The following is a 19,291-nucleotide window of genomic DNA, read 5'->3' as shown; positions in this document are numbered from 1 at the left end:
ATATAAACTTTTATTGAAGTATATCATAAAAACTAATGCAGTTAAGATGTTGTTTAAAAATTACATGAACTGTAGATATGCCACCCACTACTCACCAACCAACTTCTTCGTAATTTCCGCAACATGCCTTCCCTGAAACCTCGCAATCCAAAGCTCATTCTCACTTGGCTGTCTCGTACCGGGACCACTGCCGGTAATTGTAGAGGCTCCATAAGGACTGCCACCTGTGATCTCATCAAGAGTTGACTGCCTTTCTTCTGAATACGGAACACCAACTATGATCATTCCATGATGCAGCAGCGTTGTATGGAAACTCAGAATTGTTGCTTCCTGACCTCCATGCTGAGTGCTGCTGGATGTGAAAACACTGCCCACTTTGCCGATGAGTGTACCCTTCACCCAGATGCCTCCTGTCCTGTCAAGGAAAGCACGCATCTGTGCAGCCATCATGCCAAACCTTGTTGGAGTGCCAAAGATGAGGGCATCTGCTTCAGTGAGATTGTCAACTGTTGCAACAGGGATATGCTCAAAGCTCTTTTTTGATTCTGTAGCTCTCATTTTTTCGAGGACCTCAGGAGTGAATGTTTCCTGAACCTGAAAAAGTCCAACTTCAGCACCTTCAACTTCCCTGGCGCCTTCGGCAACAGCCTGAGCCATTTTGTAATTATGCCCGTACAAACTGTAAAAAATCACATTTATTTTCATTATTCTCTCCCACTGAACTATACTTGCTACTGCTTACATCATATGGGTGAATTCCTGAATAAGTAATTTTCCGGAAGTTCATATAAAGCATGATTATAAATAGTGAATGTTAGATATAGTTCACATAATAAGAGTGATATCTAACATTATGTTAGAATTATTTATAATAGACATCGTGAGATTTATGGAAAAGCTGGAAAAATATACAAAAACAACTTATGCTCTTGCCTTAATCCTTATCTTTACAGGCATTTCTTTAATCGCAATGATTGAAGAATATGAGCAAATAGGAATCAGTCTTGTAAACATAGGTACAATTGCCATCTTCATCACATTCATAAAAGCAAAAAGATATCGAAATGGACCTGTAAAGGATGAAAGAACTATCAAAATAGGTGCTTATGGACTTTCATATTCATGGCTCATAACATTTATTCTGATATCCCTGTTGTTCTGGGTAGACAATTTCGAAATTGTCATGCTGACAGTCAAAGAAGTGCTGGCAATCCTTATGGTAACAATGATTGTAACTGCAAAAGGTATCCAGTGGTATCTTTTCAGAAAAGGAGATATTGAATAAGAACAAAATGCAGGACTGATAGGATGAAAACAAGGATCAAGGAACTCCGGGCCAGATATGACATGACTCAGGAAGACCTTGCAAATAAAGTTGGTGTGAGAAGGGAAACCATCGGTTTTCTGGAAAAAGGGAAATATAATCCCTCCCTTAAACTTGCATATAAAATAGCAATAACTCTTGAGACAACAATAGATGAGATTTTCATCTTTGATGAATCCGATCTCAAATGACACCCGGGAGATAATTATGGAAGCAAAAACAAAAGTCTGGCTTGCAGAAGATGGAAAACCGATAATTGGCGGTGGAAAAGTAGAACTTCTAAAAGCCATAGACGAAGAAAAATCACTTCGCAAGGCCTGCATGAAAATGGATATATCCTACAAGCATGCATGGAACGTCCTCAATAAAATAAGCGAAAGACTGGGTAAGGATGTAGTAACAACTATCAGAGGCGGAAAGAACCAGGGAACTTTTCTCACAGATGAAGGTCGCAGGCTCATCAAGGAATATGAGATGAACAGGAAATTCATCAACAATACGATGGAAGATGAAGGCTCCTGGGAAAAACTTTGTCTTGCAATCTCAGCACGTAACAAGATTCCTGCAAAGGTCATAGGTGTTGAAAAAGATGGCCTTGTTGCCAAGGTAAAACTGGAGATAGATCCATCTGCACTCACATCCATTATAACTTCCGAAGCAGTAGAAAGACTTGAGATAAAAGAAGGAGATAAGGTCTTTGCAATAATCAAGTCAACGGAAGTGCTCATCGGAAAAGAACAAAAACATGAATAAGAGAATATTAGAGGTTGGATGATTAATTCCACCTTTCAAAATCCGTATATACTTATAGAACATATAATATACTGGTTAGAAGTTATATTAACGATTTAATTGTGGATATTTGTTGTTTCACGCCGGGGCGGAAATTATGAAAAGTAAAGGAGATTTTTCGTGGGAGAACGGCAAGATCAAAAACGGTGACACCTTGGGGAGAATAGTGGCAATACCGACCCAGGATGATTTAGAGCCGGAAATATTCGACGATATTAAAACTAAACATACTAAACAGGGAATTGACGAACAAGCTGACATTATAGTTGATGAGTTCAAAAACAAAATGACAGAAGTTCTCTCAAAAGAACTACACCATCGAAGAAGATGAAGTCTTACCTTTCTTCAATTTCCTTTGTTTATAGATACCGTGGATTATGAAAGGAATTAGCAATAGTGCAAACGCTGTTTTTATCCAGGGATCCAGTACTTCACTTGCACTTCCTACAATAGATGAGGCTTTTATACCCAATCTAAAATAGATCACATCAAGCAATAGTCCAAAAGCCAGTGAGCACACAGCTATCATTATAAGATATAATGCTGCACTTCTTTTTCCCAGGAATTTGGTTACCATCGTGATAGTAGCTGCATTTGTTGCCGGACCAGCCAGCAGGAACACAAATGCTGTACCCGGACTCATACCTTTTGATACCAGAGCAGCGGCAAGCGGAGTTGAAGCTGTTGCACAAATGTAAAGAGGAATTCCTATTACCAGCATAAGGATCATAGAGAAAACGCCTCCTCCAAGGTAATTGCCTACAAATTCATCAGGTATTGCATAGGAGATTATTCCGGCTATCAGGATACCTACCATCAGCCAACCCGATATGTCACCAAGGAGTTCTACAAATGAATATTTCAGAGCTTCTTTTATTTTGGTAAAAAGGGAAGCATCTTCATCTGGAACAGTACCTGAATGACATGAGCATGAAGAATCACTGCATGTTGGAGCCTGCATCAGAGCGATCGAACCGTTTTCAGATGAGAACAAAGACCTCTTTGAATCCCTCTTCTCCCCCATGATATTTTCTGCAATTCCTGTAAACAATGCCGTTGTCATACTGGCAATTGGACGAAAGACCGTCATAATTGGATCAAGCAAAGCGTATGTAATGGCAATTGAATCCACACCCGTTTCAGGGGTTGAGATCAGGAAGGAGAGAGTTGCTCCTTTTGTCGCACCCCTGTTCTTTAGTGAAAGTGCAGTTGGGACAACCCCACAAGAACAAAGAGGCAAAGGGATACCGATAAGTGAAGCGTTAAATGCAGACCTGAACTTGCCCGCGGACTTACCAAGATATTTAAGGATCTTCTCATCTGGAACAAGTGCATGCAATAGTCCTGCAACTACAAATCCAAGAAACAGATATGGTGCTGCCTCTTCAAACAGGCTCCATGATTCTGTCAGAATCCCCAGTATGATAGATGGAATTGCATTGATAAGTGTCATTGTTTGATCTCCTCCACGTGTTCTCTGCACATAGACATCAGTAATTCAACATGTTCATCCGCAAGGTAATAAACAGCAAACCGGCCTTCTTTCCTGACCCTTACAAGATCAAGCTGCCTCAGGTTTTTCAGACTATGGGATATTGCAGACTGGGTGATTCCCAGAGCATCCTCAATAGCTTTTACACAAAGATCGCCCTGCAACAGCAGAAAAAGAATCTTCAGGCGGGTTGTGCACTGGAGTGCATTGAATATTTTGCACATTGAATAAATGGAGTCTTCTGAAGGGAGATGCCGGACTCTATCATCAAGGCATGTTGGATCTGCACAAACATGGTTTGAATTTTCCACAGACATATGAACACATGTTCATATATTAATATGTCCCTCTTTCAAATATAAAATAAAAATAGCAGTATACAGTAGAAAACAAATAAAACATAATCCAGCGACCTGAATTCCAGTAAATACATGGAACTGCGCCCTTCACCAGTATAACAACGGCTCTCCATTGCAAGAGCGACTTCATCAACCGACCTAAGAGACATTCTCACAAGAGGAACGGTCAGAGACATGATTGATTTTACAGGTTCTTTTCTTATGTCCAGTCCGCGTGAGATTTGAGCATCCCTGAGATCCCTGAAACTATCAAACAACATTGGCACGAAATAAAGTGCCAATGACATCATCATTGCAAGATCGTGTGAGGATATTCCGGCATACCTGAGTGGCAGAGGTCTGAGAAGACGTTCAACACCGGCAGTAATTCCTGCAGGTGAGGTAGTAGCCGTTATCAGAGCAGCAAAGAGTATCAGGAAAATAAATCTCAATGCAAGTATGCTGCCAAGGAGAAATCCTTCATAAGTACCTGTCAGCAAGCCAAATTCAAATATTGAATTTCCTTCTGTAAACAAAAACTGCATGAGAAATATGAATGTGAAAAAAGGAAGCATTGGACGTACAGACCTGACAAAATGGAGCAATGGAAGGTGACAAACAATGATAAGTATTGCAAAAATAAGAGCTATCAAGGCCATCGTTTCAAATGATGAAACTTTAAAAATACAGAAACTAACCGCCATAAGTCCTATGACCTTTGTCCGTGGGTCAAGCCTGTGAAGGAAAGATTTTCCAGGCACGTAAGAAAGGAAAAGGTCATTCATTCTCATGTCCCTCATCTGAGCCAAGGGTTCTGGCAATCTCATTGAAAGCATCGTCCACTGAGTATACATCTCCGGCTACTTCGAATCCGCATTCCTGCAATTCCCTCATCATTGACGTTATTTCAGGAACTGGAGATGACACTGATAGCAAATATTCCTCCGGACTTCCGATAAAATCCACACAACCATCCTTTAGGAGAAGTACCTTATCAACAAATGGCAGGAAATCATCAATCTGATGTGATACTACGATAACTGATATTCCTGAACCATGAAGTTTTTTCAGAGTTGAGAAAAGAGATGCCCTGTTTTCAGGGTCAAGACCTGATGTAGGCTCATCCAGAATAAGATATTCAGGTCTCATGGAAAGAACACCTGCAAGAGCTACGAGCCGCATTTGTCCTCCGCTAAGTGAGAAGGGCGAAAGGTCTGCAATATCAGGACTTAAGCCCGCAAGGATCAGAGAGTCATTTACACGTTCTTTAAGCTTATCACCTTTCAGGCCGAAATTTGAAGGTCCAAAGGAAACATCTTCAAGGACGGTCCTTCCAAAAAGCTGCCTTTGCGGATACTGCATTAACAGGCCAATTTTTGACCGCAGTTTCTTATTTGTGGAATTGATACCGTTTATTTTAACAAAGCCTGAATGTGGCTTTAAAATACCATTCAAATGCCTGATAAGAGTTGATTTTCCAGAGCCTACTTCTCCGGTAATAAGGATAAATTCACCCTTATCTATTGAAAAACTTACCTTATCAAGAGCCTTTTTTTCGAGGGATGTCCCTTTATTATAGAAAAAACTGACATCCTTTACTTCAACCGACATATAGCCTCCAGAAGTTCGTCTTTTGATAAAGGCAAAAAAGAGGACTCAATTATTCCGGCATCTACGAGCTTTTTTGATAATTCAATAATAGGAGGGGCATCAAAACCAAAACTACCGGAACTTATCTTACTGATAATATCCCTGGGATTCCCATCCTGGGTGATACACCCTTTTTTCATTAGCAAAAGCCTGTCTGCAAGGACAAGTTCCTCCAACAGATGAGTCACATAGATTATAGTAGTGCCTGCTTCATGTAACTGCCGGATTAAGGAAAGCATATCCATTCTGGATACAGAATCAAGCATGGATGTAACCTCATCAAAAAGTATGATCTCAGGCTCCATTGCAAGAACTGAAGCAAGGGCTACTTTCTGCTTCTGACCGCCACTGAGAGTTCTGGGAGTGTTATACCTGTAAGCAGACATTCCCACTGATTCAAGTGCTATTGATACACGCCTTTTGATCTCGGAAGAGGGAAGACCTAAATTCTCCGGACCGAATGCAATATCATCCTCAACTGTCATGCCGATGAATTGGGATTGAGGGTCCTGGAACACCATTGCGGCTGTTCTGCGGATCTCCTGAAGTTTTGACCTATCTGAAGTATCAATTCCTTTTACTGTTACGGAGCCTTCTGAGGGTTGCAGGAGTCCGTTAATATGACGCAACAGGGTTGATTTACCACAACCATTCTTTCCGGCAATGGCGACAAATTCACCTTTGCGGATGTTAAGAGTTATGGAATCCAGGGCAGAACTGCCATCCGGATAATGATAACTCAGATTTTTAATTTTTATCATACTAGTTGTTCAGGGAATATCGGGAGGAGATTACGGCAGCAGCAATCAGTTTCAAAACTGCACCCGGAAGATAAGGTATCATTCCAAGCACTATTGCCTGTGTGAGACTCAGGTCTGCAATGCTCATTAGCTGGAGTATTCCAAAAACATAGATCACAAAAAGACCTGCAAACATAATAGCAATATTCAGACCTATATTTTTTGTTCCGAAACGATCGGACAGATAACCTATGATAAAAGCACCGAACATGAACCCAATGAGAAAACCACCGGTTGGCCCGAATATTATACCCAGACCAGAACTGCCACCGGAGAACACAGGAAGACCTGCAATTCCAAGAAGCAGATACACAACCACACTAATTGCTCCCCATCTGGCCCCTAAAATCGCACCTGTAAGTAATACAAAAAAGGTCTGCAAGGTAATAGGAACCGGACTTGCAGGCACAGGTATCTCAATGTATGCACCCACAGCCATCAAAGCAGCAAAAAGAGATGCAAAAACCATTTTTCTAATGTTGTTACTGTCAGTGGTTTGAAAATGATTTTCTTCCATAATATCACCATTCGTTTTTAACACATATTGTTAACCTTTCCGGCTGGTGCATGATTTACAAAATATATAACTCTTATGTCAAGTGAAAAGCAAATAAGAGAAAACAGAACAAAAAGAGAATTGCTGTGCAGGAAAACCTGCACAAAAAAGAATTTACATATCCATATCAGGCTGTGGCATTCCTGGTGGCATTGCGCCGCCTCTGCCGGTTGCAGCTACAACATCATCGATCCTGAGGATCATAACTGTTGCTTCTGTTGCTGCATTGATTGCCTGGGTCTTAATTCTGAGTGGCTCAAGGACATTGTTCTCGTACATGTCTACAACCTTTCCGGTGTAAACATCAAGACCCATGTTCTTGTTACCCTGCTCGTGCTGTGCACGGAGGTCAATGAGCTTGTCTATTGGGTCAAGACCTGCATTCTCTGCAAGTGTCTGTGGAATGATCTCAAGTGCCTCTGCGAACTTGCCGACTGCGAGCTGCTCTCTTCCCTTAAGTGTTGCTGCATAGTCCCTGAGTCTGAGTGCAAGCTCGATCTCAGGTGATCCGCCACCAGCAACGATCTTCTTGTCTTCAAGTGCTACACCGATAACACAGAGTGCATCGTTAAGTGCACGCTTGAGACTGTCTACGATGTGTGTTGTACCACCGTGGAGAATAAGTGAAGCAGTCTTGGCTTCCTTGCATCCGAGTAGGAAAGTCATTTTTGAACCGTGAAGCTCACGTTCTTCTACAACATCTGCTGCACCAAGGTCTTCCGGCCTGATGTCAGTTACATCCTGGAACAGAGTTGCACCGGTTGCCTTTGCGAGCTTCTTAAGGTCGCTCTTTGTTATTCTTCTGCATGCATAAATACCAGCTTTCTCAAGATAGTACTGTGCAAGGTCATCAATACCTTTCTGACAGAATACAACATTTGCACCACTTGCAATTATTTTGTCCACCATTTCCTTGACCATTTTCTCTTCCTGCTCAACAAACAGGTTCATCTGGTCAGGTGAGGTGATCTTGATCTCTGCGCTCTTCTCTATCTTTTGGAACTCGATAGCAAAGCTTGCAAGGAGGACCTTTGCATTCTCAATTTTCCTTGGCATGTTTGGCCTTACTCTTTCCTTGTCAATTACAAGACCTTTGACAAGTTCACTTTCAAGAATACTGCCGCCTTCACGCTTCTCGATAGTAATATCCTCAACATCTACACTGAGGTTTCCATTTGTCTCTTCAACAACTGAAAGTACAGCATCAAGAGCTTTCTCTGCAAGGAAATCTTTGTATTCGCCTGCAGCTTTTCCTGTGAGGGAGGTCTTTGCCAGCTTCATCAGGGTTTCCCTGTCATCAGGAGAAACATCGATCGTGATTGTCTTTAGGATCTCAACAGCCTTCTCTGCTGCATGCCTGTATCCACCGGAGATGATTGTTGGGTGAACACCCTTCTCGATAAGCTCTTCGGCCTTTGTGAGAAGTTCTCCTGTGAGGACTGCTGCGGTTGTTGTACCGTCACCGACTTCTGCATCCTGTGTTTTTGAAACCTCAACTACCATCTTTGCAGCTGGGTGTTCAATGTCCATTTCCTTGAGGATTGTAGCACCATCGTTTGTGATGACGATATCTCCAAGCCCGTCGACAAGCATCTTGTCCATACCTTTTGGACCAAGTGTTGTCCTGACTGCTTTTGCAACTGCTTTTCCTGCAAGGATGTTAATGCTCTGTGCATCCCTTGCACGGGACCTGTTTCTGTTCCCTGAAGCGTAACCTGCCAATTTTTAACCTCCTAATAATCATAACGTTCTGTAAGTTAGAAGTAAACATTAGTTTGATTTGAGTACTCTCTATGGTACTGTTCAATCTAAATGCAGGCAGTTCTATATAAAGATAACTGCTTGAGTTTTAACTGTCAACACAAAAACAAGAACAAAAATAAATACAGGCTTATCAATCAATTTCAATCAGTTTAACAGTATCAAATAAAATTAGAGAGATTATTTTCTCCCATAAAGCTTGTTTAAATGTGCAAGCATCATATAATAGAGATGATTCTTGTAAATTATCTCATCAGGTATATCAAAGATTGCCATTCCACCCGCATTCCATGCGACATTTGTTATGACTTTCCTTTGTTCCATTTCATCCATTAACTGCTTTAGCAGTGATAAATCATCAACTGTTTGCCGCCAGTCACCTGCATGAACATCTGACGATGCAGACCTATTGGCCAGTTCCATTTGTTGGAAAAGGAACGTATAAACCTGAAAAAGATGAATATCATCTTTAGAAAGTTCTATTTGTCCACTTTTTGCATCCTGTCGCAATGCTTTGAGAATTAAAGGAATGTCAGATGATCGAAGGTCGTTCCTTTCTATCTTTTCAATATATATGTCGATTTCCTGTATGCTCATACTTTAACACCCGGGACAATAAACCCATTTAAAAGATGAGCTGAAAGCAAATAAGAATTACCCTCTAAAAAAAGTATAAACGATGCAAAATGCATCGCTAAGTAACTTATGTAATTCAGATTATGTGATTCAGAGCTTCTCAGCGATCTGTACAGCATTGAGCGCTGCACCCTTCAAGATCTGGTCACCACATACGAAGAATTCAAGACCGTGGTCACCAAACACAAGGTTCTGCCTGATCCTGCCAACTTCCACATCATATTTCTTTGTAGCAGTTATTGGCATTGGATAAACATTGTTAGCAATATCATCCTTGAGTTCAACGCCTTCAACTGAGCTTAACAGTTTCTTTGCATCAGCAGGGTTTACAGGCTTTTCAGTTTCAATTACAATGCTTTCAGCATGCACTCTCATGGTTGGTATCCTTACACATGTGCAGCTTATTGACATGTCCGGCTCAGAGAAGATCTTCCTGGTTTCCCAGACGACCTTCATTTCCTCGCGGGTGTAGTCATTCTCCTGGAAACTGTCAATGTGTGGAATTGCATTGAAAGCAATCGGATAAGCAAATACCTTGTTTCCGACTTCCTTCCCTTCAAGGTAATTGCGAGTCTCTTCTGTAAGTTCGCTCATACCTGCAGCACCGGCTCCGCTTGTAGCCTGATAGGTACTGATAATTACCTTTTTCACACCGTACTCTTTGTGTAGTGTATACAGCGGAATAGCTGCAATTGCAGTTGTACAGTTAGGGTTTGCAATGAGTTTTGAATCCCCTATAGCATTTGCATTGATCTCAGGAACTACCAGAGGTACATTGTCATCGTACCTGAAGGCGCTGCTGTTGTCAATAACATAGCATCCGGCACTGGTTGCCTTTTCAGCATTCTCCTGGCTCCATCCACCACTAATTGCGAAAAATGCAATATCCATTTCAGAGTAATCTGCCTCATCAGCATTTTCAATAGTAATTTCGCCGAATGGAGTTTCCATGACTTTGCCAGCACTTCTTACCGAAGCAAAAAGCCTTAACTTTTCCACAGGGAAATTCCTGTCGTGCAATACTTCAATAATTTCTCTACCTACTGCACCGGTAGCACCCATAATTCCTACTTTGTAACTCATAATTATATCATCCGTCAGATTGCAGGGTTTACTGTAAAACCAATTAGCTTAATAAGTTTCTGATTTTACTTGTATCCTTACCGCATATCGGCCTTTTTCTGACACTATCATATATAAGAAATGATATGAAGATTATCCTTGTTTACTGACAGATATTGCTATTAATCTATGTTTAAAAATGAGAAAGTAGAGCAAAAAAACTAAAGTGATACAAAGCCAGCTTTTTTCTGATATCAGTAGATAGCTATTGCTTTGTTTGAAGACGAATGCCGTCTGTAATTTGTATATTACTGTATCAGTATGAAACCAGGGTCTGAATACATGCTGTTTTTACAAAATTTATCATATGGCATCTGAGTTCAAATTCCTGTTCGGAAAGGTCATCTGTTTCCATATACCTACAGAACATTTCCCTGAACTCATCAAACTTTTCTTCATCTTGTTTCTGCATAAATTCCCCTCGAATTTACGTTTATAGAGCAATTCTTAATAAATAATATTTATCTATATATAATATAAAAATATTCCGTTGTGGATTACTATATATCGACATATAGTAACAGTAGAATAAATAGAAGTAAAAGAGCTGTACACTTTTTATGATGCTTCTTTTCGATTTTTCATTTGTCTGTCTTGTTTTTGCGATGAAAGTATAGCAGAATATTTATAGTTTTGATCTTGATTTTAAGCCATGCAGGAAAAAAGATATCCAAAAGGTCATTTTCTGGCAATAGGAATGGTCATGGGCCTTCCACTTGGAATTCCTATAGGCATAGTTCTGGGTATGATCGCTATTGGACCGGCCATTGGACTTATTTTTGGAATAGGAATTGGTTTGTATTTGGAAAAAAAATACAACCCTGAACCTTTGCCAATGACACCGGAAGAGGAAGCTAAAAGGCAGAAAAACATTATGTTGATTGGTGGAATTTTCCTGCTTGGAATCCTTATGTTCATTTTCCTTTTACTGAAGAGCTGAGAACTCATTCAGTAGTAGTTAAGTACCGCTGCCATATTGCTTGCAGTTGCAAGAAGACCGATACATGCTACCGTGTGTCGTGTAATATTCCAGTAATATCTGTCTGCGTTATTATATACATGATAGAGCAGGAACATAAAACCAATTTTCAGAGAAATAAGTGAAGTAGCACCGTACATGCCAAATATACTGGACAATATAGGGTTTCCTTCGTAGAAATTCCCTGTTTTTAGCGCATATAATGTTGTGAGGGTGTCACCGATTACATAGAGAAGTAAGACATGTTTGATATCTTTTATAAAAGACATTTTGGATCACTTTCGTTTTGGTACTTTATCTTGTGTACCAACGAACGAACCCCTGTAGTCATGTATTGCAGTCTGACAAGCCCTGATATAACCCTTAGCTTTTGCTAATATAGAAACAATAAGATTTAAAACTTTGTAAATAAAATAGTAATGTCAAAGATAATAATTAAGTCATAATATTGAATTGGCTTTTTGAATAGACTTTTTAAAAAGAAAGAAAAAAACAGATTTTCAAAAAGCAAATGTCTTTCTGTTCAGATAGTACTTAGCTCCACCTGAAGATTTTGTTTTCTTTTTTGTATGAGAGTTACTATTCTTTGATTTCACAGCAGATCTGCTTCCATTTACTTTTTTGCTTTGGATATCGAACTTCACTTTTTTGATGGCCAGATCAATAGCAAGTCCCCTGAGCATCCAACGAAGAGCCTGAGCCTGGTGATATTTGTTCTTATCACATTTCCCCGGAAAGGTTTCAATTGCTATTCTGGTGGCCCTTTTCCCCGCCATTTCCCGAAGCTCAAAAAGATCTTTGTCTGAAAGGAGGTCTTTAGAAGAAACGTGCAGACGTTTATACATGGCATTTGTCGGGAAAGGAGTGGCATTCATTGAAGCTATTTTCTTTCTCAGTTTGCCAATGGCAGGAGAACTTCTGACATCGATAAGGAACTCACGGTCATTCGGATACTCGATCCTCACTTTCTGTTTGGTCTTGGAAAGCCTGTCAGCCTGTTTGTTCTGCATCCGTGGAACCCAGCGGAAATGAATATCCAGCTCATACTCCCTGATGATGTTGGTAATATCCCGGTGAATGTTCCAGATATCATTATCCATTATCTGATAGATACCACGCATCTGGTAGATCACGGTCTGGCTGTCTCCCATTACGGTCAGCGGACCCTGGCCATCAGCTTTGACGTATTCAAGCATGCCTTTTTTAAGGGCAAGATATTCTGCAAAAAGAGCGTTATTGCTGGTTTGTTTCTCAAGGCGGTCGTTTCCGAGGATTGAGAATGAGTTGTTTTGCAAGGTCACAACCCAGCCTAACCCCATGCATCCTCCCGGATTAGGTGTGCATGAGCCATCGAAGGTTATTGCATCCATGTTTCTCGTACTGTTAGAATGTATCTTCAGTCGTACACAGGAACTTTCCCTTGTATATTACTATTGATTTAAAAATATATAACTGTGCTCCAGATAAACTATTGAGGAATATATAGACTGCAGAAAATGTGATTAATAGATTTTAGTAATTAATCAGAGACTCAGCAAAATACAAGAAAGGTAATTTCCCGAATTTTATCCATCAATTTACGAACTTCATCATCCTGCAATTTTTCATCTGTATTCAGGCATTTTTCCCCCAGAAACACAAGATGTTCTATTGTTCTGATCATTTCCAGATCAAAATCATGCACCTTGATGGATTCATGAAGCTTCTGAGCCATTTCAAGAATAGAATCATCATCCTCAGATTCGATGTCATTTTCTTCGCACAATGCATGCAGATATATTTCAAAAGCATTGATTGCGGAAACACCTGCAGAGTGAAATAAACCCTGCTCATATAACATTTCAGCATGCTCGAGTTCTGAGTTCACAATATCTGCTGTTGCGTGTCTTTTTTGATTATTAATTGATGAAGCCACCAGAGGTTCTATGGAATGAAGAATGCTTACCTGAGAATCAAAACAGGCAATAAATTCCTTTCTCAAATGATTTCTCTCATTAGATTTCCTGATGGAGTCTTCCAGATTGATCAGGCTTATTATCCTGTCATATAGTTCCGTGAAGGATTCGTATTTATTATTCCTTATCTGGCCAGCGTATTTCTGAACAAGTTGCTGGCAGTCCTCATACCAGGAGTTGTATTTTTCGAGGAGAGTGCTTTGAAGTAGCTCGTTTTTGGAGTTTATCACACAAATTCTGTATTCGACATTTTGCATGCCGGTTGAGCCATCATCAATACGCTTCATCCTTCTTTGTGTGGTGCCGTCCAGAAGATCCATATACATTTTTTCAAGCTTTTCGGCTTCTTCGATGTATGTGACAATATCCGGACTTTCCATAATATGAGAATGGAAAAAATCGTATATAAATAAGCGTGAAGGAAACCTGACTGTACTTGTATTTGTTAGTGCGCATCAAATACACAAAAAATAAATACACACAAAACAATCTTATTATTAGAGGTTTTTAACATGCCAGAGTTCGTATCGATAGATATGAAAAATCATAGCTATGAAAAAACCCGAAGGCACATAGCTTTGATCCAGGATGATATGGAACACTGTTGCACTCCATGTCGCTATGCATGCATTTCTGAGGCTATGCAGCAGCTTTACGACAACCGCCCTCCTGCCCGGATCCAGACTCTTCTCTTGCAGTTTAAGGAGAAGTGCGAGAACCATTCCAATGAGAGTTTTGTCCAGAAGCTCAAAGAGCTTCTTTTTGTTAATTGATATTATGAGAAGATGCTGGCAGAAGATTATTTGCGGGTGCTGTAGTTAGTTGAACTTTTAGACTTACGATAGTTAGTCAAATATAATCCCAAGGATTATTGGGACAAATATCCCGAAAAAGTAGCCGGTATAATGACCAACTGAATTTACATAGACTCCATTTTGCATGACTTCCTGCGGTACAAGGTCAGGAAGTATAAAAATAAAGTTGATGACCGCTAAAACTATTATTACCAGGTATATTTTCTGCAGGGGAGGGAATTTTTCAAGCCAATCTATGAACTCAAAGTGCTTCTGGAGTACTTCTATTATGACTTCTTTTTGCATGTAGACCAGTATCAGAGCGAATGTTATTATGAGTGAATACTGGAAGACCTGTGCAGAGATATTTCCTAGAACTAACAAGAGGTTCATTACGATGATCAGAGCCAGGAATGTGAGATTCATGTGCTTGCAACAGAATTTATGCAGGAATTTGTAGATTGCGTATGTCAGATAGCCAAACATAGAGCTGACGATTCCTGAAAATCCCTGATATGTTGCCTGAAAGCCTAACATATACATCGATATTGCAGATATTATCCATGGCAGCAGCAGGAACATGAATATGGAGTACACACGGAAACTGCGCTTGTTGGTCTCAAAATTAAATATCAAAAAACATGTTGCCAGATATGAGACCAGATTTCCCGTAAAGTGTGACAGATTGCTATGCGTATAGTTTGACAGGAATAACGAGTGAGCAGTTATATCAGGAGGAGTCAATATGAAATACGCTTCTTTTATCCCGGCCGGAAGTTCAAATATAATTATGAGCAGAGCCGGAACTAATAGAAAATAAAACACCCAGTCACTTATTTTCCATTCCGCAGCAAACAGATGTGTTGAAATTAAAGGCTCAACACGACACTTTATTGACTCAAACATTGTAAAATCTATTGTGAGTTGAAGATAGATATTCTTTTGGGGGGAGTGAATAAGTAAAATACTTATGATAAATAAGAATGGAAAATAATTACTATTCAATAAAAAGCCATAAAAGTTATTTTTTTGGTTTTGTCAATTAACTCCCTTACTTCTTGCTTTTTAGGTTCTTCTCTGGGGTGAGCGCATTTATTTCTAAGAGAACCAAGATGTTCTATTGATTTTAGCATGACTAAATCAAAATCAGGAACTTTTTCAGATGCACGAAGTTTTTGAGCCATTGGATATAGAGTGTCTTTTGAAGTTAATTCTATTTCGTTAAATTCACACAAGGTTTTCAAATATCTTTCAAGAACTATTCCAGCAATAATTCCTGCAGGCCGAATAAAATCATTATTATAAAGCAATTCTGCACCATCAATTTCTGAATACAGAAGATCTGCAGAAATCACTTTTTTATAGTTATTTTGGGTTAATTCGATAATAGGTTCAATTGTACACAAAATATTAATCTGGGTATCAAAACTAGCTATGAAAGCATTTGTCAAAAAATCTTTTTGGTTTCTATCCTTGCTACCAAGCAGAATTAAATTTTTTATTAAAACATATTCTTTAGAAAAAGCTTCATATTTGCCTGTTTCTTCACGGCCAATGTAATCAAGTACAATTCTTCTACATATCTCATACCAGATTTCGTATTTTCTTAATATTTGACGTTGCAGAGGCTTAGTACAGGAGTCAATCACACAAATTTCTTCCTCATATATATTACTAATAGAGGATGCATAGATACCACTGAATAATTTTGAATTGGAAGAATCAATTGAATGATATTTTTTTTCAATTCTAGCAGTTGCTTCTATTAAATCCAGATACAGCTTTTCTATTTCTTCAGCTTCTTTGATATAAGAATCTATATTCAAATTGTGCATATTTACTAAATGTTAAAAATCCTATATAACAAAACCGAATATTATTATAAAGGTAAAGACTCAACCATCACAAAATAAAGAGAAAAAGCGTCCCGATCGAGGATCGAACTCGAGTCTAAGGCTCCGCAGGCCTCAAGGATATCCACTACCCTACCGGGACATTGGGGGGTTCATGCACTAATGTCTTTCTGGGATATAAAGATTGTTGATAATAGGATTGGCGTGTATCCTTAAAAAAGTACGTGTGGAATCAATAAAAGTTAAATGCTGCAAGAATGATTACTAAGCATGTCGATGACAATAGGACTTGCAGGAAAGCCAAATGCAGGCAAATCCACATTCTTCAAGGCTGCAACACTTGCAGACGTTGAAATTGCAAATTATCCATTCACAACCATCCATGCTAACAAAGGAGTCACCTACGTAAAAGCAGAATGCCCATGCGCAAGCCGTGACAAACGCTGTGGCAACTGCAGCGATGGCATACGTTACGTGCCAATAGAGCTCATAGACGTAGCCGGACTGGTTCCTGACGCACACCAGGGAAGGGGACTTGGTAACTCCTTCCTCGACGACCTACGTCAGGCACAGGCCATCATTCACGTAATAGACGCCTCCGGTGCAACCGATATCGAAGGCAATCCGGTGGACATCGGCGACCATGACCCGCTTGGGGATATCGATTTCCTCAACCACGAACTCACAATGTGGATCCACAGCATCATCATGAGGAACTGGACAAAACTCTCACGCAAGATCCAGGCAGAAGGGCTTAACATCGAGCACATACTCGCAGACCAGCTCATGGGAGCAGGAGTTAGCGAGCAGCACATTAGTGAAGCACTTAGCGAATGCAAACTTGACAGGAACCACCTCACCAAATGGACCGAAGAAGACATAATTCATTTCTGTGACGTAATCCGTGCCCTTAGCAAACCAATGATAATCGCTGCAAACAAAATGGACGTAGCACCACCCCAGAACATCACAAACCTCCTGGCGCTTGAGCAAATAGTCGTGCCCACAAGTGCAGCTGCTGAACTGGCACTGCGTTCCGCATCCAAAGGAAAAGCGATCAAATACGAGCCAGGAGATAAAGACTTCACCATCCTCTCAGAAGAACTCAGCCCTGCGCAGAAAAAGGGACTTGAGAACGTGCGCATGCTCATACAAAAAACCGAAGGCACAGGCGTGCAGAAGTGCATTAACAGCGCCGTATTCGACCTTCTTGACCTTATAATCGTCTATCCTGTGGAGGATGAAGGCAAGTGGACCGATAAGAACGGACGCATGCTTCCTGACGCATTCCTCATGAAAAAAGGGTCAAATGCTCATGACCTTGCATACAGGGTTCACTCTGACATAGGAGACCGTTTCCTCTACGCAGTGGACGCAAAAACTAAGATGCGCCTTGGTGAAAAGCACGAGCTGAATGATGGCGATGTCGTCAAGATAGTTTCCACTGCGAAATAAGATTTTTTAAGCAATGTTAAAAATAATATTAAAAACAATACAAGCGTTCAGACCCACAATGAGCTTTGTAACATCTCTCTACGAAAAACACCTGATGCAACAGATCAGCAAGTATCCAATACCGGAGCATGTGTCCCTGGTAATTTCCGAAACTGATCTGCTCTATGCAGAAGGTTTCAGGAAACTCAAGGATTACGTCACCTGGTGCAGACAGACAGGCATCAGAATGACAAGTATCTACATTGAGGTTCTTGACACCGAGGAGACACTCAGGTCCCAGATGATAGAGAAACTTACGGCAAAGCTCACTGAATATCTCACAAAAGCACCCGGAAGTATCGGATACCAGCTCTTTGGAGAGAACGGGGAACTTCATTCCGAAAGAAAAGGAAAGGATTTTCAGATCTACATATCAGTTGGATTTGGAGGACGGAAAGAAGTCACAAAAGCTGTAAGGGACATACTTCAAAAAGTAAAGGAAGGAAAAATAAAACCATCAGAGATAAGTGAAAAGGACATTGAATCCTGCCTTACGGTCAGATATGAACCTGACCTTTTCATCCGTTCTGGCGGAAAACACCTTTCTGATTTCCTTATCTGGCAATCCATTTATTCAGAATATTATTTTACCGATGTGGACTGGCGCAGCATAAGGAAACTCGACATAATAAGGATAATCAGGGATTTTCAGAAGCGTCAGAGACGTTTTGGAAAATAGGTCAGAATAAACAAAAAAGAATCAGATATCCCTGCCCATTACAATGGCATTATCATCGACATAGTAGCCGTCTATCCTGCCCTCTACCTTAAAACCGTTCTCAGAGTAGAACAACTGTGCATCGACATTTTTCTCCCTGACCTCAAGTGTCATCCTGTCAAAACCATAGAGCTTTGCAAGGTCAATACACCAATCAAGCAGCTTTGTAGCAATTCCCTGCCGGCGGCAGTCCTTATGGACAGCAATACTCTGCAGATGTGACCTGGTTCTGTCCTCCGAGGTTCCGACAATTGCATAACCAAGTATCCTGCCGTTCTCATAGACAACAAATCCCGGATTGTTAAGATAGGCCTTGAAAAGAAAATCAGGCCAGGGAACCTCAAAAGAACACTCCTCTATCTCAACGACACGCGGAATATCCGGTAACTCTGCCCTTCTAATGACAATATCTTTCACAGTATGCACACCTGAACGCACGGATTATAGTTCACTTTCTATGAGCACTATTATTTATAGAATACATACTAAAAAGTTGCCGATGACCTACGGAGTAATCATCTGTACAAAATGTAGGGAGCATGCACAGATAATTGAAGTTAATAACAGCAAGACAACACGCTGCCAGAGATGCAGTGCTACCCTGAATACCAGAAAGCTGCGTATCTTTTTTTCATCAGATGACCTTAAAGAGGCAATCTCAATAAGAACGCAGATACAGGCTCAGCTATCAGGAACCGGATCGAAAGGAAAATCGCTGGATGCTTTGGCAGAAGAATATTCTTACAAACACCAGACATTCGGAAATGAAATTGATGAGAAAACTGCCTGTCTTATAGACAACAGAAAACCACAAAAAAAGAAAAAGGCAGATGAACTTATAATCGGCATACTGGTGGAAAATAACAATCAGATGAAACGGAATGATCTGAAAGAAAAAGCTCTGAAAATGGATATAGGTGAAGAGCAATTCGATGATATTATCAAAAAATTGCTGATGGCAGGAGAACTGTACTCCCCATCAAAGGATATTGTCAGGATAGTATGATTTCGTTTTTAAATTCAAAGG

The 19,291-nt window shown here is 40.2% G+C and carries 26 protein-coding genes and 1 tRNA gene; 9 read left to right on the top strand and 18 right to left on the bottom strand.

Annotation, left to right across the window (positions count from 1 at the left end; all coding sequences use genetic code 11):
* Positions 1-87: 87 nt before the first annotated feature.
* Entirely contained in the window at positions 88-705 is a 618-nt protein-coding gene (gene wrbA, locus RE474_RS07760) for an NAD(P)H:quinone oxidoreductase type IV (protein WP_309309815.1), read from the bottom strand.
* 265 nt (positions 706-970) lie between these two features.
* Here wrbA and RE474_RS07755 point away from each other — a divergent pair, with 265 nt between their 5' ends.
* The 4 genes from RE474_RS07755 (at position 971) to RE474_RS07740 (ending at position 2,447) form a co-directional block, all read left to right on the top strand.
* Positions 971-1,285, top strand: a complete 315-nt coding sequence (locus RE474_RS07755; RefSeq protein WP_309309814.1) for a hypothetical protein — start codon at positions 971-973, stop codon at positions 1,283-1,285.
* Between the two features lie 23 nt (positions 1,286-1,308).
* A complete protein-coding gene (locus tag RE474_RS07750; protein WP_309309813.1) occupies positions 1,309-1,515 on the top strand; it encodes a helix-turn-helix transcriptional regulator in 207 nt (68 codons plus the stop codon).
* A 16-nt stretch (positions 1,516-1,531) separates the two neighbouring features.
* Positions 1,532-2,077, top strand: coding sequence for a TOBE domain-containing protein (locus RE474_RS07745; protein WP_309309812.1), 546 nt, complete (start codon positions 1,532-1,534; stop codon positions 2,075-2,077).
* 136 nt (positions 2,078-2,213) lie between these two features.
* Entirely contained in the window at positions 2,214-2,447 is a 234-nt protein-coding gene (locus RE474_RS07740; protein ID WP_309309811.1) for a hypothetical protein, read from the top strand.
* On the opposite strand, the gene RE474_RS07735 is transcribed toward RE474_RS07740, so the two are convergent.
* The 10 genes from RE474_RS07735 to RE474_RS07690 form a co-directional block, all read right to left on the bottom strand.
* Entirely contained in the window at positions 2,427-3,569 is a 1,143-nt protein-coding gene (locus RE474_RS07735) for an SO_0444 family Cu/Zn efflux transporter (RefSeq protein ID WP_309309810.1), read from the bottom strand. The two genes, RE474_RS07740 and RE474_RS07735, sit on opposite strands and share 21 nt — an antisense overlap.
* Positions 3,566-3,925, bottom strand: coding sequence for an ArsR/SmtB family transcription factor (locus RE474_RS07730; protein WP_309309809.1), 360 nt, complete (start codon positions 3,923-3,925; stop codon positions 3,566-3,568). Before RE474_RS07730 ends, RE474_RS07735 begins: the two co-directional genes overlap by 4 nt.
* Positions 3,926-3,960: 35 nt before the next feature.
* Entirely contained in the window at positions 3,961-4,746 is a 786-nt protein-coding gene (locus tag RE474_RS07725) for an energy-coupling factor transporter transmembrane component T family protein (protein WP_309309808.1), read from the bottom strand.
* Positions 4,724-5,557, bottom strand: a complete 834-nt coding sequence (locus RE474_RS07720; RefSeq protein ID WP_309309807.1) for an ATP-binding cassette domain-containing protein — start codon at positions 5,555-5,557, stop codon at positions 4,724-4,726. Before RE474_RS07720 ends, RE474_RS07725 begins: the two co-directional genes overlap by 23 nt.
* Complete coding sequence (locus tag RE474_RS07715) at positions 5,542-6,357, bottom strand: energy-coupling factor transporter ATPase (protein ID WP_309309806.1); 816 nt, start codon at positions 6,355-6,357, stop codon at positions 5,542-5,544. Before RE474_RS07715 ends, RE474_RS07720 begins: the two co-directional genes overlap by 16 nt.
* 1 nt (position 6,358) lies before the next feature.
* Positions 6,359-6,913: a biotin transporter BioY gene (locus tag RE474_RS07710; RefSeq protein ID WP_309309805.1), complete on the bottom strand. Its 555-nt coding sequence runs from the start codon at positions 6,911-6,913 to the stop codon at positions 6,359-6,361.
* 153 nt (positions 6,914-7,066) lie between these two features.
* Entirely contained in the window at positions 7,067-8,674 is a 1,608-nt protein-coding gene (gene thsA, locus RE474_RS07705; protein ID WP_309309804.1) for a thermosome subunit alpha, read from the bottom strand.
* A gap of 219 nt (positions 8,675-8,893) precedes the next feature.
* Positions 8,894-9,310, bottom strand: coding sequence for a hypothetical protein (locus RE474_RS07700; protein WP_309309803.1), 417 nt, complete (start codon positions 9,308-9,310; stop codon positions 8,894-8,896).
* A gap of 129 nt (positions 9,311-9,439) precedes the next feature.
* A complete protein-coding gene (locus RE474_RS07695; protein WP_309309802.1) occupies positions 9,440-10,432 on the bottom strand; it encodes an aspartate-semialdehyde dehydrogenase in 993 nt (330 codons plus the stop codon).
* Between the two features lie 295 nt (positions 10,433-10,727).
* Complete coding sequence (locus RE474_RS07690; RefSeq protein ID WP_309309801.1) at positions 10,728-10,883, bottom strand: hypothetical protein; 156 nt, start codon at positions 10,881-10,883, stop codon at positions 10,728-10,730.
* A gap of 240 nt (positions 10,884-11,123) precedes the next feature.
* Here RE474_RS07690 and RE474_RS07685 point away from each other — a divergent pair, with 240 nt between their 5' ends.
* The gene (locus tag RE474_RS07685) at positions 11,124-11,411 is read left to right on the top strand and encodes a hypothetical protein (protein WP_309309800.1); all 288 of its coding nucleotides are present in this window, start codon (positions 11,124-11,126) and stop codon (positions 11,409-11,411) included.
* A gap of 8 nt (positions 11,412-11,419) precedes the next feature.
* On the opposite strand, the gene RE474_RS07680 is transcribed toward RE474_RS07685, so the two are convergent.
* From RE474_RS07680 to RE474_RS07670, 3 genes are all read right to left on the bottom strand, one after another.
* Positions 11,420-11,719: a DUF5658 family protein gene (locus RE474_RS07680; RefSeq protein ID WP_309309799.1), complete on the bottom strand. Its 300-nt coding sequence runs from the start codon at positions 11,717-11,719 to the stop codon at positions 11,420-11,422.
* A 231-nt stretch (positions 11,720-11,950) separates the two neighbouring features.
* Positions 11,951-12,820, bottom strand: a complete 870-nt coding sequence (locus RE474_RS07675; protein ID WP_309309798.1) for a ribonuclease HI family protein — start codon at positions 12,818-12,820, stop codon at positions 11,951-11,953.
* Positions 12,821-12,981: 161 nt separating this feature from the next.
* On the bottom strand, positions 12,982-13,785 hold the full coding sequence (locus RE474_RS07670; protein WP_309309797.1) for a hypothetical protein: 804 nt from the start codon (positions 13,783-13,785) through the stop codon (positions 12,982-12,984).
* Positions 13,786-13,917: 132 nt separating this feature from the next.
* Between RE474_RS07670 and RE474_RS07665 the strand changes: the two genes are divergently transcribed.
* The gene (locus RE474_RS07665) at positions 13,918-14,178 is read left to right on the top strand and encodes a hypothetical protein (protein ID WP_309309796.1); all 261 of its coding nucleotides are present in this window, start codon (positions 13,918-13,920) and stop codon (positions 14,176-14,178) included.
* Positions 14,179-14,250: 72 nt separating this feature from the next.
* Here RE474_RS07665 and RE474_RS07660 read toward each other — a convergent pair whose 3' ends face one another.
* The 3 genes from RE474_RS07660 to RE474_RS07650 all read right to left on the bottom strand — a co-directional run bounded on the left by RE474_RS07660 (position 14,251) and on the right by RE474_RS07650 (position 16,194).
* A complete protein-coding gene (locus RE474_RS07660) occupies positions 14,251-15,105 on the bottom strand; it encodes a hypothetical protein (protein ID WP_309309795.1) in 855 nt (284 codons plus the stop codon).
* 95 nt (positions 15,106-15,200) lie between these two features.
* Complete coding sequence (locus tag RE474_RS07655; RefSeq protein ID WP_309309794.1) at positions 15,201-16,034, bottom strand: hypothetical protein; 834 nt, start codon at positions 16,032-16,034, stop codon at positions 15,201-15,203.
* An 88-nt stretch (positions 16,035-16,122) separates the two neighbouring features.
* Positions 16,123-16,194 (bottom strand) — tRNA-Arg (locus tag RE474_RS07650).
* A gap of 128 nt (positions 16,195-16,322) precedes the next feature.
* Here RE474_RS07650 and RE474_RS07645 point away from each other — a divergent pair.
* Positions 16,323-17,507 (top strand): redox-regulated ATPase YchF, encoded by a 1,185-nt coding sequence (locus RE474_RS07645; RefSeq protein WP_309309793.1) that lies wholly within the window; start codon positions 16,323-16,325, stop codon positions 17,505-17,507.
* A gap of 58 nt (positions 17,508-17,565) precedes the next feature.
* A complete protein-coding gene (locus RE474_RS07640) occupies positions 17,566-18,225 on the top strand; it encodes an undecaprenyl diphosphate synthase family protein (RefSeq protein ID WP_309309792.1) in 660 nt (219 codons plus the stop codon).
* 21 nt (positions 18,226-18,246) lie between these two features.
* Here the strand turns inward: RE474_RS07640 and rimI are convergent, their stop codons facing one another.
* A complete protein-coding gene (gene rimI, locus RE474_RS07635) occupies positions 18,247-18,681 on the bottom strand; it encodes a ribosomal protein S18-alanine N-acetyltransferase (protein ID WP_309309791.1) in 435 nt (144 codons plus the stop codon).
* 82 nt (positions 18,682-18,763) lie between these two features.
* Between rimI and RE474_RS07630 the strand changes: the two genes are divergently transcribed.
* Positions 18,764-19,270 carry a DUF5817 domain-containing protein gene (locus RE474_RS07630; protein WP_309309790.1) on the top strand — a complete coding sequence of 169 codons (507 nt, stop codon included), beginning with the start codon at positions 18,764-18,766 and terminating at the stop codon, positions 19,268-19,270.
* Positions 19,271-19,291: the final 21 nt, after the last annotated feature.

It is taken from the genome of Methanolobus sediminis (assembly GCF_031312595.1).
Lineage (GTDB): Archaea > Halobacteriota > Methanosarcinia > Methanosarcinales > Methanosarcinaceae > Methanolobus > Methanolobus sediminis.
The sequence above is the reverse complement of the archived record's forward strand: the minus strand, read 5'-3'. Positions and strand labels throughout refer to the sequence as shown.

What these genes read in the sequence shown, in the direction of transcription:
- wrbA (WP_309309815.1), bottom strand. Translation starts at nt 705, where the DNA reads ATGAAAATAAATGTGATTTTTTACAGTTTGTACGGGCATAATTACAAA.
- RE474_RS07755 (WP_309309814.1), top strand. Translation starts at nt 971, where the DNA reads ATGATTGAAGAATATGAGCAAATAGGAATCAGTCTTGTAAACATAGGT.
- RE474_RS07750 (WP_309309813.1), top strand. Translation starts at nt 1,309, where the DNA reads ATGAAAACAAGGATCAAGGAACTCCGGGCCAGATATGACATGACTCAG.
- RE474_RS07745 (WP_309309812.1), top strand. Translation starts at nt 1,532, where the DNA reads ATGGAAGCAAAAACAAAAGTCTGGCTTGCAGAAGATGGAAAACCGATA.
- RE474_RS07740 (WP_309309811.1), top strand. Translation starts at nt 2,214, where the DNA reads ATGAAAAGTAAAGGAGATTTTTCGTGGGAGAACGGCAAGATCAAAAAC.
- RE474_RS07735 (WP_309309810.1), bottom strand. Translation starts at nt 3,569, where the DNA reads ATGACACTTATCAATGCAATTCCATCTATCATACTGGGGATTCTGACA.
- RE474_RS07730 (WP_309309809.1), bottom strand. Translation starts at nt 3,925, where the DNA reads ATGTCTGTGGAAAATTCAAACCATGTTTGTGCAGATCCAACATGCCTT.
- RE474_RS07725 (WP_309309808.1), bottom strand. Translation starts at nt 4,746, where the DNA reads ATGAGGGACATGAGAATGAATGACCTTTTCCTTTCTTACGTGCCTGGA.
- RE474_RS07720 (WP_309309807.1), bottom strand. Translation starts at nt 5,557, where the DNA reads ATGTCGGTTGAAGTAAAGGATGTCAGTTTTTTCTATAATAAAGGGACA.
- RE474_RS07715 (WP_309309806.1), bottom strand. Translation starts at nt 6,357, where the DNA reads ATGATAAAAATTAAAAATCTGAGTTATCATTATCCGGATGGCAGTTCT.
- RE474_RS07710 (WP_309309805.1), bottom strand. Translation starts at nt 6,913, where the DNA reads ATGGAAGAAAATCATTTTCAAACCACTGACAGTAACAACATTAGAAAA.
- RE474_RS07700 (WP_309309803.1), bottom strand. Translation starts at nt 9,310, where the DNA reads ATGAGCATACAGGAAATCGACATATATATTGAAAAGATAGAAAGGAAC.
- RE474_RS07695 (WP_309309802.1), bottom strand. Translation starts at nt 10,432, where the DNA reads ATGAGTTACAAAGTAGGAATTATGGGTGCTACCGGTGCAGTAGGTAGA.
- RE474_RS07690 (WP_309309801.1), bottom strand. Translation starts at nt 10,883, where the DNA reads ATGCAGAAACAAGATGAAGAAAAGTTTGATGAGTTCAGGGAAATGTTC.
- RE474_RS07685 (WP_309309800.1), top strand. Translation starts at nt 11,124, where the DNA reads ATGCAGGAAAAAAGATATCCAAAAGGTCATTTTCTGGCAATAGGAATG.
- RE474_RS07680 (WP_309309799.1), bottom strand. Translation starts at nt 11,719, where the DNA reads ATGTCTTTTATAAAAGATATCAAACATGTCTTACTTCTCTATGTAATC.
- RE474_RS07675 (WP_309309798.1), bottom strand. Translation starts at nt 12,820, where the DNA reads ATGGATGCAATAACCTTCGATGGCTCATGCACACCTAATCCGGGAGGA.
- RE474_RS07670 (WP_309309797.1), bottom strand. Translation starts at nt 13,785, where the DNA reads ATGGAAAGTCCGGATATTGTCACATACATCGAAGAAGCCGAAAAGCTT.
- RE474_RS07665 (WP_309309796.1), top strand. Translation starts at nt 13,918, where the DNA reads ATGCCAGAGTTCGTATCGATAGATATGAAAAATCATAGCTATGAAAAA.
- RE474_RS07660 (WP_309309795.1), bottom strand. Translation starts at nt 15,105, where the DNA reads ATGTTTGAGTCAATAAAGTGTCGTGTTGAGCCTTTAATTTCAACACAT.
- RE474_RS07655 (WP_309309794.1), bottom strand. Translation starts at nt 16,034, where the DNA reads ATGCACAATTTGAATATAGATTCTTATATCAAAGAAGCTGAAGAAATA.
- RE474_RS07645 (WP_309309793.1), top strand. Translation starts at nt 16,323, where the DNA reads ATGTCGATGACAATAGGACTTGCAGGAAAGCCAAATGCAGGCAAATCC.
- RE474_RS07640 (WP_309309792.1), top strand. Translation starts at nt 17,566, where the DNA reads ATGAGCTTTGTAACATCTCTCTACGAAAAACACCTGATGCAACAGATC.
- RE474_RS07630 (WP_309309790.1), top strand. Translation starts at nt 18,764, where the DNA reads ATGACCTACGGAGTAATCATCTGTACAAAATGTAGGGAGCATGCACAG.